The 15947-nt window shown below is 58.2% G+C and carries 13 protein-coding genes and 2 tRNA genes; 5 read left to right on the forward strand and 10 right to left on the reverse strand.

What is annotated here, in order from left to right; genetic code table 11:
• Positions 1-106 precede the first annotated feature (106 nt).
• Positions 107-1030 carry a DUF6261 family protein gene (locus C7123_RS04300; RefSeq protein WP_038000332.1) on the forward strand — a complete coding sequence of 308 codons (924 nt, stop codon included), beginning with the start codon at positions 107-109 and terminating at the stop codon, positions 1028-1030.
• Between the two features lie 182 nt (positions 1031-1212).
• Positions 1213-2220 (forward strand): alpha/beta hydrolase, encoded by a 1008-nt coding sequence (locus C7123_RS04305; RefSeq protein ID WP_069175896.1) that lies wholly within the window; start codon positions 1213-1215, stop codon positions 2218-2220.
• A gap of 124 nt (positions 2221-2344) precedes the next feature.
• Here C7123_RS04305 and secA read toward each other — a convergent pair whose 3' ends face one another.
• The 8 genes from secA to C7123_RS04345 all read right to left on the reverse strand — a co-directional run bounded on the left by secA (position 2345) and on the right by C7123_RS04345 (position 11486).
• Positions 2345-5758 carry a preprotein translocase subunit SecA gene (secA, locus tag C7123_RS04310; RefSeq protein ID WP_069175897.1) on the reverse strand — a complete coding sequence of 1138 codons (3414 nt, stop codon included), beginning with the start codon at positions 5756-5758 and terminating at the stop codon, positions 2345-2347.
• Positions 5759-5889: 131 nt separating this feature from the next.
• On the reverse strand, positions 5890-7473 hold the full coding sequence (locus C7123_RS04315) for an alkaline phosphatase family protein (RefSeq protein WP_069175898.1): 1584 nt from the start codon (positions 7471-7473) through the stop codon (positions 5890-5892).
• 3 nt (positions 7474-7476) lie between these two features.
• Positions 7477-8694 (reverse strand): lipoprotein N-acyltransferase Lnb domain-containing protein, encoded by a 1218-nt coding sequence (locus C7123_RS04320; protein ID WP_069175899.1) that lies wholly within the window; start codon positions 8692-8694, stop codon positions 7477-7479.
• Positions 8695-9232: 538 nt separating this feature from the next.
• The gene (locus tag C7123_RS04325; RefSeq protein WP_037998889.1) at positions 9233-9880 is read right to left on the reverse strand and encodes a MarC family protein; all 648 of its coding nucleotides are present in this window, start codon (positions 9878-9880) and stop codon (positions 9233-9235) included.
• A gap of 171 nt (positions 9881-10051) precedes the next feature.
• Positions 10052-10124: transfer RNA gene (locus C7123_RS04330), tRNA-Gly, on the reverse strand.
• Positions 10125-10162: 38 nt separating this feature from the next.
• Positions 10163-10245 (reverse strand) — tRNA-Tyr (locus C7123_RS04335).
• A 32-nt stretch (positions 10246-10277) separates the two neighbouring features.
• The gene (gene ribH / locus C7123_RS04340; protein ID WP_037982264.1) at positions 10278-10781 is read right to left on the reverse strand and encodes a 6,7-dimethyl-8-ribityllumazine synthase; all 504 of its coding nucleotides are present in this window, start codon (positions 10779-10781) and stop codon (positions 10278-10280) included.
• A 12-nt stretch (positions 10782-10793) separates the two neighbouring features.
• A complete protein-coding gene (locus tag C7123_RS04345; protein WP_069175900.1) occupies positions 10794-11486 on the reverse strand; it encodes a tetratricopeptide repeat protein in 693 nt (230 codons plus the stop codon).
• A 159-nt stretch (positions 11487-11645) separates the two neighbouring features.
• Between C7123_RS04345 and recF the strand changes: the two genes are divergently transcribed.
• Positions 11646-12752 (forward strand): DNA replication/repair protein RecF, encoded by a 1107-nt coding sequence (gene recF, locus C7123_RS04350; protein WP_069175901.1) that lies wholly within the window; start codon positions 11646-11648, stop codon positions 12750-12752.
• The gene (locus C7123_RS04355; RefSeq protein WP_069175902.1) at positions 12749-13042 is read left to right on the forward strand and encodes a DUF721 domain-containing protein; all 294 of its coding nucleotides are present in this window, start codon (positions 12749-12751) and stop codon (positions 13040-13042) included. Before recF ends, C7123_RS04355 begins: the two co-directional genes overlap by 4 nt.
• Positions 13043-13122: 80 nt before the next feature.
• Here C7123_RS04355 and C7123_RS04360 read toward each other — a convergent pair whose 3' ends face one another.
• Complete coding sequence (locus tag C7123_RS04360; RefSeq protein ID WP_069175903.1) at positions 13123-14082, reverse strand: 2-hydroxyacid dehydrogenase family protein; 960 nt, start codon at positions 14080-14082, stop codon at positions 13123-13125.
• A 139-nt stretch (positions 14083-14221) separates the two neighbouring features.
• Positions 14222-14482 (reverse strand): hypothetical protein, encoded by a 261-nt coding sequence (locus tag C7123_RS04365; protein ID WP_069175904.1) that lies wholly within the window; start codon positions 14480-14482, stop codon positions 14222-14224.
• Positions 14483-14669: 187 nt separating this feature from the next.
• Here C7123_RS04365 and C7123_RS04370 point away from each other — a divergent pair, with 187 nt between their 5' ends.
• Positions 14670-15917, forward strand: coding sequence for a type IX secretion system plug protein (locus C7123_RS04370; RefSeq protein WP_069175905.1), 1248 nt, complete (start codon positions 14670-14672; stop codon positions 15915-15917).
• The last annotated feature ends 30 nt before the right edge of the window (positions 15918-15947 follow it).

Here is a 15947-nt window from a genome sequence, read left to right on the forward strand (position 1 = left end):
TGGGGCCAACCTTCGGGAGGGGGCATTTCCGAGGCTCGGGCAAACTCAACTCTCGGGGAGTAAAGCGAACTATCAACACGTTTAATCATTTAACAAAGGAGGTCCAATGAAAAAGACCGTAGTAATCAACAAGCCGGGGCTGAGAAAGTATGACAATCCCCTGCATGTACAATTTCACAGCGAGACGTACGACATCGTGCACGCCGTGGACCCGACGAAGCTCGGTATGCCCGACGACGTGATGCCGGAATGGCGCGGCAACATCGACACCGAAATCTCGAATAATCGAGACGCGCAGGCCGACGCCAATACGGCGTTAATGATGGAGAAGGACGAGGAGCGCGACCGGCTGGTGCTGTTCATCATCGCCTCGGTGCGCAACGCCCTGCTGCTGAGCGACGCCGACATGGTGGCCGCTGCCAAGCGCCTCTCCGTTATGACCCGCCGCTACGCTGGCATTCAAAAGGAATCGTTCGACCGCGAAACGGCTGACATCTTAGGATTCTTGGCCGACCTCAAGGACGCCAAATACACGGCCGACGTCACCAAGCTGGGGCTGGATCCGGTGGTCACCAAGCTGGAGGCCGTCAACACGGAGTTCCGTAAGATCTATAAAGAGCGCCGCGAGACAGAAGTGGAAAAGACTCACCTGCCGCCCTCTGGCAAGGTGCGCCCCGAAACGGATGCACTCTATGAACGCGTGATTTTGGTGTTGCAATGGAATTACGTTTATGGCAAAGCGCCGGTCGACCCGAACGTTATTGCCCAAGTGGCTGAAGCGATGAACAAGCAAACCGACCGCATCGAAACAGTTTATCGCCAGAGCCTCGCCCAGCGTAAGGCCGCCGGGGACAAGAAGCCGAAGGAACCCAAGACTCCCAAAGAACCGAAGGAACCTAAGCAGCCCAAGGATCCCAAGCCTACGCCCGACCCGAAGCAACCGGAACAGCCGAAGAAGCCGGACGAGAAGCCGAAGGATCCGAAGAAACCGGACGACGGCAATCCCGACATCAAGCTGCCGGAGGAATAACGCTATGGCTCACTAAGAATAGCCGGATACAGATGCCCGCCCTCTCCCCACCCGTGTCCGGCATTCTTTTTTTCACCCGAAACCTCATTCCCCATATTTCAAATGAGAAAATACATTCATCCCCTGGCCGCCTGCTCCTCTTTGCAGGCGCCTCATCATTCACTCTTCAAGCACAAGGCACAATGAACACGAACAAAACGGCAAGTTCTCCTCTCGATGAGGCTTTGTCACTGACTTCAGAATGGGACAAAGTGTTCCCTCAAAGCGACCGTGTGGAGCACCGCAAGGTGACTTTCCACAACCATTTTGGCCTCACCCTGGCCGCCGATCTCTACATGCCCAAAGGCGCTACGGGCAAGCTGCCCGCCATCGCCGTCTGCGGACTTTTCGGCGGCGTCAAGGAGCAGTCCAGCGGACTTTACGCACAGACACTCGCCGAGCGCGGCTTCATCACGCTGGCCTTCGACCCCTCTTTTACGGGTGAGAGTGGCGGCCATCCGCGCGACGTCTTCTCGCTCGACATCAACACGGAAGACTTCCAAGCCGCCGTCGACTACCTCTGCAACCTCGACGGTGTCGACCCCGCACGCGTCGGCATCCTCGGCATCTGCGGCTGGGGCGGCATCGCGCTCAATGCTGCCGCTAACGATCCGCGCATCAAAGCCGTCGTGGCGAGCACCATGTACGACATGCCACGCATCGGAGCCTGGGGCTACAACGACAGCGGCACGGCCGACGACCGCTATCGCGCCAAGCAGGAGATCGCAGACCTCCGCACCAGCGAGTACGCCGCCGGCCTCACAAAACACGCCTTCACGACCATCCCCGTCGACCAGCTCACAGGCAAAGAGCCGGACTTCGTCCGCCAGTATTCGGAGTACTACAAGGCTCCGCGCGGCTATCATCCCCGCTCGGTCAACTCCAACCTTGGGTGGATGCAACAGGCCATGACGGGCTGGATGAACAACGCCCTCCTCTCGCACCCCGAAGACCTCCACGCGCCAGTCCTCATCGTCCACGGCGAGAAGGCGCATAGCCGTTACATGGGCGAAGACATCTACCGTCGCCTCAAGGGCGACAATAAGCAGCTGCTGATCGTCCCCGGCGCTACGCACACGGATCTCTACGACCAAACGGACAAGATCCCCTTCGATCGCATTGCCGATTTCTACCGTACGAACCTGAAGTAGGGGGGCATATCCCCGGGGTACCCCCTTGGGGATGTCCTTCTTACTTATGACAATGCCGGATACACGCCTCTCGCAGCGTGTACCCGGCATTTTTCATTTTCGGCTCTTCTCCGAAGTTTACCAATCAGAGTCCGCGGCCGTGACAGTTCTTGTACTTCTTGCCGCTGCCGCAGGGGCAGGGGTCGTTACGGCCCACTTTCTTCTCCACCCGGACGGGCTCCTGCGGCTGACGCGGCGCGGGACCCGCGGGCGGCTGCGGCTGTGTGCCCTCCGAGTCGGCGCTGCGCGGAGCCGCGTCGGCGTCGTCCTTCTCGGTGCGATAACGGCTCATGTCGGTGCGGCGCTCGGGGACGGCCTGACGCACTTCAGGGGCGGCCTGACGCTCCTCGTCGGGTGCCTCTTGGACGGGAATCTGGCCACGCATGAGGATGGCGACCGTCTTGCGGTTCATCGTCTCGACCATCGTCTTGAAGAGGTTGTAAGCCTCGAGTTTGTAGATCAGCAGCGGGTCTTTGTTCTCGTAGCTGGCGTTCTGAACGGACTGGCGGAGGTCGTCCATGTCGCGGAGGTGTTCCTTCCACGCCTCGTCGATGGTGAGCAGCGTGACGGCCTTTTGGAAGGCCTTGACGATGGCGCGCGAATGGGTGTCGTAAGCCTCCTTGAGGTTGCACGAGACGTTGTACATGCGCTTGCCGTCGGTCACGGGGATCATGATATTCTCGTACATGGCGCCTTGGTTCTCATAGACCTGGCGGATGACGGGGTCGGCCACCTGCGCCATGCGCTCCATGCGGCGCTTGTATTGCTCCATGACGGCCTTGAAGACTTGGTCGGTGAGAGCCTCAGTCTTGGCCTCGCGGAAGGTCTCTTCCGTGACGGGGCACTCGAGGGCGAAGGTGCGGAAGAGCTCCAGCTTGAAGCCGTCGAAGTCGCCGCCATCGCGCGCCTGCTCGACGAGGGCCACGGTGGCGTCGTAGAGCGTGTTCATCACGTCCAGCCCGATGCGCTCGCCCATGAGGGCGTGGCGGCGGCGGGTGTAGATGACGTTACGTTGGGAGTTCATCACGTCGTCGTACTCCAAGAGGCGCTTACGGATGCCGAAGTTGTTTTCCTCCACTTTCTTCTGGGCGCGCTCGACAGACTTGTTGAGCATGCCCGCCTCGAGCACATCGCCCTCTTTGTGGCCGAACATGTCCATCGCTTTGGCGACGCGCTCGGAGGCGAAGAGGCGCATGAGGTTATCCTCGAGGGAGATGAAAAAGACCGACGAACCGGGGTCGCCCTGACGACCGGCACGTCCGCGGAGCTGGCGATCGACGCGGCGACTCTCGTGGCGCTCGGTGCCGATGATGGCCAATCCGCCGGCGTTACGCACGTCGGGAGAGAGCTTGATGTCGGTACCTCGACCGGCCATGTTCGTGGCGATGGTGACGGTGCCGAGCATGCGTTCTTCGGTGCGCTCCGTGCCGTCGGGGTCGGTGATGGTCGTGGTGCCGAGCGCGCTCTGTCCAGCTTGGGCGACGATGTCTGCCTCGCGGCGGTGGAGCTTAGCGTTGAGCACGCTGTGCGGGATCTTGCGGATGCTGAGCATACGACTGAGTAGCTCGGAGATCTCGACCGACGTGGTACCCACGAGCGAGGGCCGTCCCTCGTTGCGCGTACGGACGATCTCGTCGATGACGGCGTTGTACTTCTCGCGCTTCGTCTTGTAGATCCGGTCGTTCATGTCCTTACGAATGACGGGCTTGTTGGTGGGGATCACGACCACGTCGAGCTTGTAGATGTTCCAAAGCTCGCCGGCCTCCGTCTCGGCCGTACCGGTCATACCGGAGAGCTTGTGGTACATTCGGAAGTAGTTCTGGAGTGTGATCGTGGCGAAGGTCTGCGTGGCGGCTTCCACCTTGACGCGTTCCTTGGCCTCGATGGCTTGATGGAGCCCGTCGGAATAGCGGCGGCCCTCCATGATACGGCCCGTCTGCTCGTCGACGATCTTCACCTGTCCGTCGATCACGACGTACTGGTCGTCTTTCTCGAAGAGGGTGTAGGCCTTCAGCAGCTGGTTGATGGTGTGCACACGCTCGCTCTTGACGGAGTAGTTCGTGAGCAGCGCGTCCTTCTTTGCTTGGCGTTCAGCGTCGCTGCCGGGTAGGTTGCTGATCTGGGAAAGCTCGGAAGCGATGTCGGGCAGGACGAAGAATTGCGGGTCCTCCATGTTGCCCGTCAGCAGGTCGAGGCCTTTGTCGGTAAGTTCGATGCTGTTGTTCTTCTCGTCGATCACGAAATAGAGCTCGTCGGTCACGATGTGCATGTTGCGCATGTTGTCCTGCATGTAGAACTCCTCGGTCTTGAGCATGCTTGTCTTGATGCCCGGCTCGCTGAGGAACTTGATGAGGGCTTTGTTCTTGGGGAGTCCCTTGAAAGAACGGAAGAGGAGCAGGGAGCCTTCCTCCTGCACCTTCTTGTCGTCGCTCTTCATCTTCTGCTTGGCCTCAGTGAGGAGCTTGGTGCAAAGATTCTTCTGCGCATTGACCACGGTCTCCACCTTCGAGCGATACTCGTCGAAGAGTTGTTCCTCGCCTTTGGGCACGGGACCGGAGATGATCAGCGGCGTACGAGCGTCGTCGATAAGCACGGAGTCAACCTCGTCGACGATGGCGTAGTTATGCTTGCGCTGCACGAGGTCTTGCGGGCTGATGGCCATGTTGTCGCGCAGGTAGTCGAAGCCGAACTCGTTGTTCGTGCCGAAGGTGATGTCCGAGAGGTAAGCCTTGCGGCGCTCGTCGGAATTGGGCTGGTACTTGTCGATACAATCCACGGAGAGTCCGTGAAACATGTAGAGCGGTCCCATCCATTCGGAGTCACGTTTGGAGAGGTAATCGTTGACGGTGACCACGTGCACACCTTCGCCGGTAAGGGCATTGAGAAAGACGGGGAGCGTAGCGACGAGTGTCTTACCCTCGCCAGTGGCCATCTCGGCGATCTTGCCTTTGTGGAGCACAACGCCGCCGAAGAGCTGCACGTCGTAGTGGATCATGTCCCACTTGATTTCGTTGCCACCGGCCATCCAGTGGTTCTGGTAGATGGCTTTGTCGCCGTCGATACGGACGAAGTCGTGACGCGTAGCCAGATCACGGTCGAAGTCGGTGGCGGTGACAGTGATCTCTTCCTTCTCAACGAAGCGGCGTGCCGTATCCTTCACGATGGCGAAGACGTCGGGCAGCACCTCATCGAGCACCTTCTCGTATTGGTCGGCGATCTTCTTCTCGATCTCGTCGACCTCAGCCCAGATGGCCTCGCGCTCTTCAAGCTCCTTCTCGTCGATGCCTTGGCGGAGGTCAGCGATGCGCTTTTTGTCTTCGGCCACGTAGTCCTGAATGTGTTGGCGGATCTCGGCCGTCTTGGTGCGCAGCTCGTCGTCGGTCAGCTTCTGAATAGCCGGATAGGCGGCCTTCACGCGGTCGACGTAGGGGGTTATTTCTTTCAAATCTCGCTGCGACTTATTGCCGAACAGCTTAGTGAGTATCTCATTAAATCCCATGAGTGTATGATGTGTTGACTATTTGTATAAACGTATTGGGGGGAGGGGGAAAGTGCCACGGTGTGGCAAAAAAGGTGCCACCCTTTCGGGGGTGGCGGACTGTTCGCTTTGAGTTGTGAGGGCGCTTCCGCTTACCGGATCTCCGGTATCGGAAGAGCGTCGCCCGCGTTGGGCGATCGGATGCGCATGACATGCGTGACAGTCGGCGCGATCTCGACGGCCTCGACTTCGCGGTAGATGTGTTGCGGCTTAATACCGTTGCCGAAGAAGATGACCGGCGTGGGTACGGCCTGATTGCGGACGACCTTGGGGCGATCTTTCGCGTTATCGTCGTTGACGACCGTCCAGCCGGGGCTGAGCGCCAGTATGAGGTCGCCGCGACGGCCGTGATAGGTGCCGCGACTGAGATCAATCACGTTCTCGTTCCACACACCGGAGCGCAGCGTCATGTCGGTCGTAACGCGCTCCACGCCACTGAACTCCTGCAGGAAAGTGGCGGCTCGTGCTTGTATTTCGCCCAGGTCGATCTTGGCTTCCTCGATCGCTTTGCGGTTGAGGTAGACTTGATTGTTGTAGAACTCGCGCACCCAATTCTTCTGCCCGTAGATGGCCATGAGGTACATGTTCAGCAGCGCCATGCAACGCTTGGGGTGGAACTCGCCGCCGACCCAACGGGTGCCTTCGGGGCGGACCTCCTCGCTCGTAAAGTGGCCCGTACCGGTGAGCACGAAAAGCACGTACTGCAGCCCGACTTTCTTCTCGACGGCATCGATGAGTCGCTCTAACTCTTTGTCCAAGCGGTGATAGAGGTCTTGAATCTCACGCGTGTTGCCGGAGTAGCGAATGCCACGGTAGTTGCCAGCGTAAAAGGTGAGCGCCACGAAGTCGGGCGTGGGGCGGGTGCCGAGGGCACCGTACTCGAGGAATTGGTTGAAGAGGCGGCTGACCTCCTCGTTGCCGAAGGGCGATGTCTTGAGGTCGGGGTAGCAGCCGGCGGTGTTGGCCTTGAAGGTGTACTGGAAAGTGTTCGACCCCGAAAGGCAGGGCAGGGCGTCGTATTTGTCAGCCGAGAGGGCGGGTTGCCAGACACGCGTGCCAAGTCGGGCTGGCAGCGATTCGTTGCCGTTGTTGTACTTCTCGACGTACCAGGGTACCCCTTTATAATAAGTCGTGGTGGCCCAGCGGCCGTTGTAGTTGTCGATCCAGAAAGCACCGTTGGCGGCATGACCTGCGGAGAGGATGGCGGCTTCGGCGTCGGGGGCGATGGCGTAGACCTCGCTGCGTCCGCCGGAGACAATCTTCAGTTCGTCGCCGATCGTGGCGGCCAGCAGGTTGCGGGGGGAATAATTGTCGCGGGTGAAGTTGCCGAGATAGTCGGCGTCGTAGAGTTGGGAGACCTCTTTGGCCATCTCGAAGCTGTAGGTCCTGAGGCCAGTGACGCCATGAACCGATGGATAGGCGCCGGTGAAGAGGGTAGCGAAGGCGGAGGCTTGGTTGAGATTGGCGAAGCCGTAGCGGACATTGTGGCAGACGGCACCCTCAGCCAACAGGCGCTTGAAGCCGCGCTCGCCGAAGGTGTGTTGGAAATATTCGATGTAATCGCCCCGCAACTGATCGACCGTGATGAAGATGACCAACTTGGGCGCGCGCTGTTGTTGCGCCTGAATCTGCGTGACGGCCAGTAGGGTGAGTAGGGAGGATAGGATTCGCCTCATTGATTATTCAAACCGGATTTTCTTTCTTCTCGTCAAATATCTTCCCGAGCGCATGAGCAGGGTCAGCATCAGGGGGAAAAAGGCGGCGTTGAAATGCTGCGGGACGATGACGTATCCGACCCCTGCCGCCAAAAGCGCGGCGAATGTAAGCAAATGATACACATAGCTCAGGCGTTTACACCGCTTCACGGCCATGCAGACGGCGCCGATGAGATGGAGCGGATGAAGCCAAAGGAGCGTCACATTGGGCCACATGGCGGGGTGAACCGAAAAGAAGGCCAAGAAGGCCAGAACGCAGCCGGCCATCCCCGCCACGAAGAAGAGCAGGAAGTCCAGCCAACGGAACGAGGCCTCGCGCCGCACCTCGATGAGGGTCAGCAGCGCCACGACGATGAAGAGCAGCAGGCTACACACGAGCGGCGTGAAAAAGTCGGGCACGATCTCCGGGGCGGTACGCTCCGAGAGCAGACGGGTGGAGGAGACTAAGCGACGCTTCGACCCGTCGGGCGTGATGATCCATGCGCCGTCGAACGACTCGCGCAGCCGCTCAGGAATGAAGAATGATTCGCGCAGGTGCATCGGCCGATCGGCGGGAGCACCCACCACGAGGTCGCAGCCGAAAGTGAGCCAGGGATGGCGACGGGTGCAGCCGTTGATCAGGTCGCGAAACGTCTCCACCTCGCGCCGCTCCTCATAAGCGATAGATCCGTTGACGGCGCGCTCAATCATCGCGGCCGGACGCGTCGCGCAGTTATCGAAGAAGAAGTTGTAGCGATACGTGCGATTCTCCGGCAGGGCGTTCTCCACGAGGGCATCCAGGAGGCGTTGCCGCTCGGCGGAGTCGAGGGCCAGCGTCTGCTCGCAGACCTCACTGCCGCGGGCACGGTAGGCGGCCAGGAACTGCTCAAAATCGTTTCCTCCGAGCATATAATCCGTCTCACCGCGGGCAAAGCGGTAGATGAAATGGGGCTTGGAGAAATCGAAAAGGCCGTAGTTGAACACGAAGTCGATCGGGCGCATAGAGTCGCTCGCAGGGTGGGGGTCACGCACTCGGATGGCGGTGTGGCCATAGAGCGTGTAGGCCTCCTCGTCGGAGGGTGAACAGGTCAGGAGGCTGATCTCAGCGGCGTCGCTCAGCCGCACGTTCTGCCCGGAAGCGCTGAAGGTGATGGCTGTAAGGAGGCCTATCAGGATCGTCTGCCATCGATGGAAAAATCTCATTGTCATCGTTTCGTTTTTGTGGGGGAAAGTTGCGTCCGGAGGGTCTGAGCCGTGACCAGCGCATGGGTTGATGCATGAATGTGCCTTGAAATCAAGGCGCGGCAAAAGTAATACACCCCCATCACCTCGCATGATGGGAGCCATTTTCACGATCACACCCTTATCCCCTCAGGGGATGAGGCGTTATTTCACGATGACACCCCTATCCCCTCAGGGGATGAGAGCCATTTTCACGATGACACCCCTATCCCCTCAGGGGATGGGAGCCATTTTTACGATTACACCCCTATCCCCTCAGGGGATGAGAGCCATTTTCACGATGACACCTCTATCCCCTCAGGGGATAAGGCGTTTTTTCACGATGACACCCTCACCCCCTCAGGGGACGAGGCGTTTTTTCACGATGACACCCCTATCCCCTCAGGGGACGAGGCGTTTTTTCACGATGACGCCCCTATCCCCTGAGGGGACGAGGGTGTACCCGCAGAAAAACGACTCGACGACAATCTATAACGAGAGTCTCAGCGTCTGGGCACAGCTATCTGAGGCCTTCTCGCAAGATTTCGACCAAGATCGGCCGGGCACCACCCACGAAACACTCCACAGCGATGACCATCAGTATCAGGCCCATGAGTCGCATCATGACGTTGTTGCCGGTCTCCCCCAGAAAACGCACCAAGTGGGTGGAGAAGCCGAGGATGATGTAAGCAAAGAGGTAGATGAAGGCGATGACGCCGATCAGCACGCCTTTCATCTCGAGCGTGTGGGCGTCTTGCATTAGCACGATGGCGTTGGCGATGGCACCGGGGCCACAGAGTATGGGGATAGCCAGCGGCGTGATGGAGATATCGTTGGCGTAGGTCTTGATTTCCTCCTTTTTGAGGCGCAGCGAGGTGTAGCGCGCTTGGAGCATGTCGAACCCGACTTTGAAGATGATCACGCCACCGACTATACGGAAGCCGTTCGTGGAAATACCGAAGAATTTGAAGAGGAATTGGCCCGAAAAGGTGAAGACCAGCACGGTGATAAAGGCTACGATGGTGGCACGACGGACGATAGCGCGGCGCTGACGCTCGTCCAGACCGTTCGTCATGGTCAGAAAGACAGGCATGGTGCCCAACGGGTTCGTCAGCGTGAAGAACGATGTAAAGCAGAGCAGTGCGAAGGAGAGCAGTGAAGTATCCATGAGGGGCGTTGTTTGATGATTTTCTCTGGCTGTATTTCGTGCGGATCGGCCTGAGGGTAGTTGCTCTGTGCTCAGGCGGAAGGTCGGGCTATGATCTGGACACTAAAAAAACAGAGGCTCTACAAAATCGTTTTGTAAAGCCTCTGCCACCCAAATCTATTAAACTTAAAGAGCGGAAGACGGGGCTCAAACCCGCGACCCTCAGCTTGGAAGGCTAATGCTCTATCAACTGAGCTACTTCCGCATGGTTGCATTGCGACAGCTTTTCATTCCCCAGTGGGGTGGGCAGTGATGGATTCGAACCACCGAAGGCGTAAGCCAGCAGATTTACAGTCTGCCCCATTTGGCCACTCTGGTAACTGCCCGTTTTTCTGTCAAATGCGGCGCAAAGGTAGATCTATTTTCGAGCCGTGCAAATCCGGCGAGCGAAATCGACCATTTTAATGGCGGTCACCGCCGCCTCATCGCCTTTATTGCCGTAGCGACCGCCACAGCGATCTTCGGCTTGCTTGAGGTTCTCGGTCGTAAGCATGCCGAAGATGAAGGGGATGTCGCCCTCGAGGTTCAGCCCAGTGACACCCTGTGTCACCCCCGAACAGACGTAGTCGAAATGCGGCGTATCACCCCGAATGACGCAACCGATGACAATCACGACGTCGACGTCCTGCGACTGGGCCATCATCTTGGCGCCGAAAGTGAGCTCAAAGCTACCAGGCACGCGCTCGATGTGAATGTTTTCCTGCTTGGCGCCATGACGCTCCAGCGTGTTGCAGGCGCCTTCCAAGAGTTTTTCGGTGACGTTCTGATTCCACTCTGAGGCCACGATCCCGAAGCGCATTTCGGAGGCATCGGGGACGGTCTCGAAGTCGTATTCCGACAAGTTGTGATAGATAGTTGCCATGCTTCCGGTGTCTTATTTGGATTCGGAGAGGAGTTTGACGCGAGTGATGTACTTATCGATGTCCATTGCCTCCATCGACTGGTTGTATTTGTCGCGGATGGTCTCGTAGGCCTTCAGGGCGTTGGGGTATTGCTTGAGGGACTCGTAGGCGAGGCCGGCCTTCTTCAGATAGATGGGACTGATCAGGTCGTTATTGGCTTTCGAGGCAGCTTTCTCGAAGTAGCTGATACCTTCCTTCGTGTTGCCCGTGGTGACATAGCAATCGCCAATCAGTCCGATGATGGTGGGGGCTATTTGGGCGTCGTCACCCTTGTAGGCTTTGAGTCGCTGAATGGCTTTTTCGGGATCACCGAGGTGGTAGTAGCAGATGCCGGCGTAGGCCTTGGCCAGATTACCGGTCTTGGTGCCACCAAAGCGATCGATAATGGCCTCGAAACCGTCGTAGTCGACACCGTTTCCGTTCAGCGCCAAGGCGAAAGAGTCCATGGCCAGATATTGCTCGCCCTTGAAGATGGCCAGCTTAGCCTTCTCGGCTTGTGGCTTGGCATAGAGGTAGTGGTAGGCCAAAATGAGGCCGACCACAACGGCTATGGCCGACACTCCGGCGATGATTTTCTGCTTATGCTTTTCAATAAACTGTTCCGATCGGGAAACGATTTCTTCTACTTCTATTTCCTTCTCCTCGTTTGTTGTCTTTTTCGCCATAACGATCCTTTTTTCTTTCTGTTTACTATTCGTTTTTGCTTCTTGAAATTCGAGGCGCAAAAGTAATTTTTTACCCGAAAGGCCTACTTCGGTCTCTCCCCAATTTATTTTTGCCCCCGCACACAGCACCCTCCACATTCCCCCTACCTATTTATTCGTATGATATTGAACAAGCTCTCCGTCCTGAACTATAAGAACATCCGGCAGGCTGACATCGTTTGCTCGCCGAAGATCAACTGCTTCTTCGGCAATAATGGTATGGGCAAGACCAATCTGCTCGACGCCATCTATTATCTCTCCTTCTGCAAGAGCCACGTCTACACCACCGAAGAGCGACTCCTCCGACGAGGCGAGGATCTCTGCGTCCTACAAGGTGAGTACTTCTTTGGCGACCGCACAGAGTCCATCTTTTTCGCCCTCCCACGCGGCCAACGCAAGCAATTCAAACGCAACCAAAAGCCTTACCCACGGTTGTCGGACCACATCGGGCTGCTGCCGCTCGTCATGATCTCGCCGTCGGATGCGGAGTTGATTCGCGGAGGGAGCGACGAGCGGAGACGGTGGATGGATATGATCCTCTCGCAATATGACGGTCTTGCCATGCATGCCCTCATCCGCTACAACAAGGCGCTGCAACAACGCAACCGTATGCTCCGCGAACAGAGCACCGACACTGCCCTTTACGAGGTGCTGGAGATGCAACTCGCGCAACACGGCCAACAGATTTTTGATGCTCGCACCCGCCTCATTGAGGAGTTCCTCCCCTTCTTCGACGAGTACTATCGCGCCATCGGGCGGGACGACGAGGCCGTGGGGCTGCGCTACATCTCGCAGTTGCAGACGGTCGATTTGGAGGCGGAGCTGGCACGCCACCGCGAGCGTGAGCGGCGTGAGGTAGGCTATACCACGACGGGTGTCCACAAGGACGATCTGGAGATGACGCTCGACGGCCTGCCCATCCGTCACCTCGGTTCACAGGGACAGAACAAGACGTGCCTCGTGGCGCTCAAGCTCGCGCAATACTCCTTCCTCTCGGCCAAGAACACCACGCTACCGATTTTACTGCTCGACGATATATTCGACAAGCTGGATGCCACGCGTGTGGAACACATCGTCCGGCTTGTTGGCGAGGAGCGATTCGGGCAGATCTTCATCACCGACACCAACCGCAAATACTTAGACAGCATCCTCGAGTCTATCCGTAAGGAATACGCCATGTTCCACGTCGACGTTGGAATGGTGACCGCCATGGAGGAAGGCCGATGAAACGCGTCAACGCCCAATCCATCGGCGATATTCTCCGTGAATTTTTTACCCAAAATCCCGAGATCGGTCGTCGATTGGATGAGGTACGCATCATCCATGCCTGGCGAGAAGTGCTTGGCCCGGGCGTGGCACAGGCTACGCGCGAAGTCTACGTGCGAGGCGCCACGCTGCACGTTGTGCTCGACTCCGCCGTCCTACGCAGCGAACTGATGATGTGGCGCGACCGCCTCGTCCATGCCCTCAACGAGCGGGTGGGTACCGACGTCATCCGAGAGATCCGTTTTCGGTAGCCCCCACCCAACACAACGCCGGCTGCCCTCCCCTTCTCAAGCGGAAAGCAGCCGGCGTTTGATGAACGCTCCCAAAGAGATCAGTTCACGCGATCAATCTTCCGATCCCCGCGTAGGAAGCCGATGACGTTGTTACACAGCTCATGCACCATCTCCACGCGCGAGTCGTACGTCTGCGTGCCAATGTGCGGCGTGAGCGAGACGTTCTCCAGCTCGAAAAGCTCGGGCGAGGGCACGTCGTTCTGCTCGAACACATCGAGACCTGCGGCGGCTATCCGCCCATCCTTGAGCGCTGCCACTAACGCCGGCTCGTCCACCACAGCTCCACGCGCCGTATTGATTAGGATCGCCGTAGGCTTCATCATCGCCAGCTCGCGGGCGCCAATCAGGTGACGCGTCTCGGGCGTCAGCGGCGTGTGAAGCGACAGCACATCGGCGCGACGGATCACCTCGTCTTTCTCCGCATACGTGATGCCCCGTTCACGCTCCTCCGCCTCACCGTAGCGGGTGCGTTTGTTGTAGAGCACCGTCATGCCGAAGGCCTGACAACGCCGCGCCACCGCCGCACCGATATTGCCATAGCCCAGGATGCCGAGCGTTTTACCGTAGAGGTTGACGCCGAGTCGGCAGAGTCGTCCGTGCTCGATCGCATCGCGATCACGGCGGAAGGCGCGATCCCACTCCGCGATGCGCCGCGAGCAGCTCAGCAGCAGCGCCAGCGCCAAGTCAGCCGTTGGTTCGATCACCGACCGCGGCGTGTTCGTCACCACGATCCCCTTCTCGGCCGCATAGGCCGTGTCGATGTTGTTGTAGCCCACGGCGTAGTTCGCAATCAGCTTGAGCGAATGGCCGCAGTCGATCAGGTCACGGCCGACGGGGATGTCAAAAACGGAGCAGAGCACATCGCAATCGCCAATGCGTTCGGCGATCTCGGCCTGCGTAAAGTCGCGCCCACGAGGCGGAAAAATCACTTCATGTTCAGAGGTAAGCGCTTCGAAGCCTTCGCTTACCGTGTCGAATGCCACTAAAATCTTTGCCATTTTCTTTCTTGTGTTTATCGGTCAAACCATCTGTTTTCTGTCCACGCAAAAGAAGCAGAAAAGTGCTAGCTCTGCACACTTCTTACTCTTAATGTGAGTTCGATGTAAGCATACAGTCAGCAGAGAGCCTCTACGGAGGCTACGCGAGGGCCAAAACGCTTTTGGAAACGCTTGCAGAAGTCCTGCAAAGGCCATTTTCTCCATTTTGACGCTTGCAGAAGTCCTGCAAAGGCCATTTTCTCCATTTTGACGCTTGCAGAAGTTCTGCAAAGGCCATTTTCTCCATTTTGACGTTTGCAGAAGTTCTGCAAAGGCCATTTTCTCCTTTTTGGCGTTTGCAGAAGTCCTGCAAAAGCCATTTTCTCCATTTTGACGTTTGCAGAAGTTCTGCAAAGGCCATTTTCTCCTTTTTGGTGTTTGCAGAAGTCCTGCAAAAGTCATTTTCTCCATTTTGACGTTTGCAGAAGTTCTGCAAAGACCTTCTCCAGGGGCAAGACGCCTCATGCCTTCGTCGAACTCACGTATCGAAGAGGCAGAAGCCGTCTGCGACGGAGGTTATCTTTGGCGCCGATTCCAAACGATGACAGATGAAAAGATGGATTACGGCTGCGATGATCGTGTGTGCGATGGCGGCAAAAGGACAGATATATGAGACGGCCGTGCGGTCGAACCGTGTGGGGGCGCTCGAGGTGCGAGTGGCTGGGGAACGGCTGTCGGAGCCCTATGTGGAGCTGGGCGGAGAGCGGCAGATCGAGGTGACGTTTGACATGCTGAACCCGGAGCCGGGCGAGCGGCTGGCCTATTCGGTGGTGCATTGCGACGCGGACGGCCGACGGTCAGCGCTGGTGCCGATGGAGTATATGGATGGCTTCGACGGGATGGAGGTGGACGACGCATCGCCTTCGTTCAACACCACCGTGCCGTACATGAATTACCGCCTGAGGCTACCTAACGAGCAGGTGCGGCTGAAGGTGTCGGGGGTGTATGCGGTGGAGATCTACCCCGAGGGGCGGCGCAATGAGGTGCTGCTGACGGCGCGTTTCAACGTGGGCGAAGGGCTGGTGGGGATCAGCGGCGAGGCAACGGCAAATACGGACGTGGCGCTGAACCGGGGTGTGCAGCAGGTGAACTTCGCAGTGGACACGAAGGCGCTGACGGTGAACTTTCCGCAGCGGGAGCTGAAGGTGTTTGTAGAGCAAAATCGGCGGCCGGACACACGGGTGGGCGACCTCCAACCGACCTCCATCGGAGGCACGAGGTTGGGCTACGAACACGACCGGCGACTGATCTTCGAGGCCGGAAACGAATATCGGCGGTTCGAGTGCCTGACCTACCGCCACGCGGGGATGGGCGTGGAGCGGATCGGCTTCCACAACCCGTATTACCACGTAGATCTGCGGCCAGACGGGCCGCGGCGGGCGTACGTCTACGACGAGGATCAGAACGGGCGCTACTTCACGGCGTGCAACGGCTGCGGAGAGCCGGCGCGAGAGGCTGATTATGGCTTGGTACACTTTTCGTACGTCTCGGAGCGCCTCCCAGGCGGGGAGGTCTACGTCATGGGCGACCTGACGCAGAACGTCTTCGATGAGCGCAGTCGGATGCAGTACAACGAGGCTTCGAGCTGCTACGAGGTGGCGCTGATGCTCAAGCAGGGGTATTACAATTATGGCTACGTGTTCGTGCCAAACGGCGAGCGGCGCGGTCGGATGCCGGCGGGGGACGAGAGCCTGTTTGAGACGGAAAACGAGTACACCGTCTCCGTCTTCTACCGCCCAGCAATGGGTCGCTACGATCGGCTTGTGGGGCGACTAACGATCGGGGGACGGAGATAGGAGTCTCCCTTCCCCGACTTTTCTTTCCTT

It is taken from the genome of Tannerella serpentiformis (assembly GCF_003033925.1).
Taxonomy (GTDB): domain Bacteria; phylum Bacteroidota; class Bacteroidia; order Bacteroidales; family Tannerellaceae; genus Tannerella; species Tannerella serpentiformis.

Excerpts from the sequence above, each read along its gene's own strand:
- C7123_RS04370 (WP_069175905.1), top strand. The coding sequence starts at position 14,670 with ATGAAAAGATGGATTACGGCTGCGATGATCGTGTGTGCGATGGCGGCA.
- C7123_RS04320 (WP_069175899.1), bottom strand. The coding sequence starts at position 8,694 with ATGAGATTTTTCCATCGATGGCAGACGATCCTGATAGGCCTCCTTACA.
- C7123_RS04325 (WP_037998889.1), bottom strand. The coding sequence starts at position 9,880 with ATGGATACTTCACTGCTCTCCTTCGCACTGCTCTGCTTTACATCGTTC.
- C7123_RS04365 (WP_069175904.1), bottom strand. The coding sequence starts at position 14,482 with ATGGCCTTTGCAGAACTTCTGCAAACGTCAAAATGGAGAAAATGGCTT.
- ribH (WP_037982264.1), bottom strand. The coding sequence starts at position 10,781 with ATGGCAACTATCTATCACAACTTGTCGGAATACGACTTCGAGACCGTC.
- C7123_RS04360 (WP_069175903.1), bottom strand. The coding sequence starts at position 14,082 with ATGGCAAAGATTTTAGTGGCATTCGACACGGTAAGCGAAGGCTTCGAA.
- C7123_RS04315 (WP_069175898.1), bottom strand. The coding sequence starts at position 7,473 with ATGAGGCGAATCCTATCCTCCCTACTCACCCTACTGGCCGTCACGCAG.
- C7123_RS04300 (WP_038000332.1), top strand. The coding sequence starts at position 107 with ATGAAAAAGACCGTAGTAATCAACAAGCCGGGGCTGAGAAAGTATGAC.
- secA (WP_069175897.1), bottom strand. The coding sequence starts at position 5,758 with ATGGGATTTAATGAGATACTCACTAAGCTGTTCGGCAATAAGTCGCAG.
- C7123_RS04355 (WP_069175902.1), top strand. The coding sequence starts at position 12,749 with ATGAAACGCGTCAACGCCCAATCCATCGGCGATATTCTCCGTGAATTT.
- C7123_RS04305 (WP_069175896.1), top strand. The coding sequence starts at position 1,213 with ATGAACACGAACAAAACGGCAAGTTCTCCTCTCGATGAGGCTTTGTCA.
- recF (WP_069175901.1), top strand. The coding sequence starts at position 11,646 with ATGATATTGAACAAGCTCTCCGTCCTGAACTATAAGAACATCCGGCAG.
- C7123_RS04345 (WP_069175900.1), bottom strand. The coding sequence starts at position 11,486 with ATGGCGAAAAAGACAACAAACGAGGAGAAGGAAATAGAAGTAGAAGAA.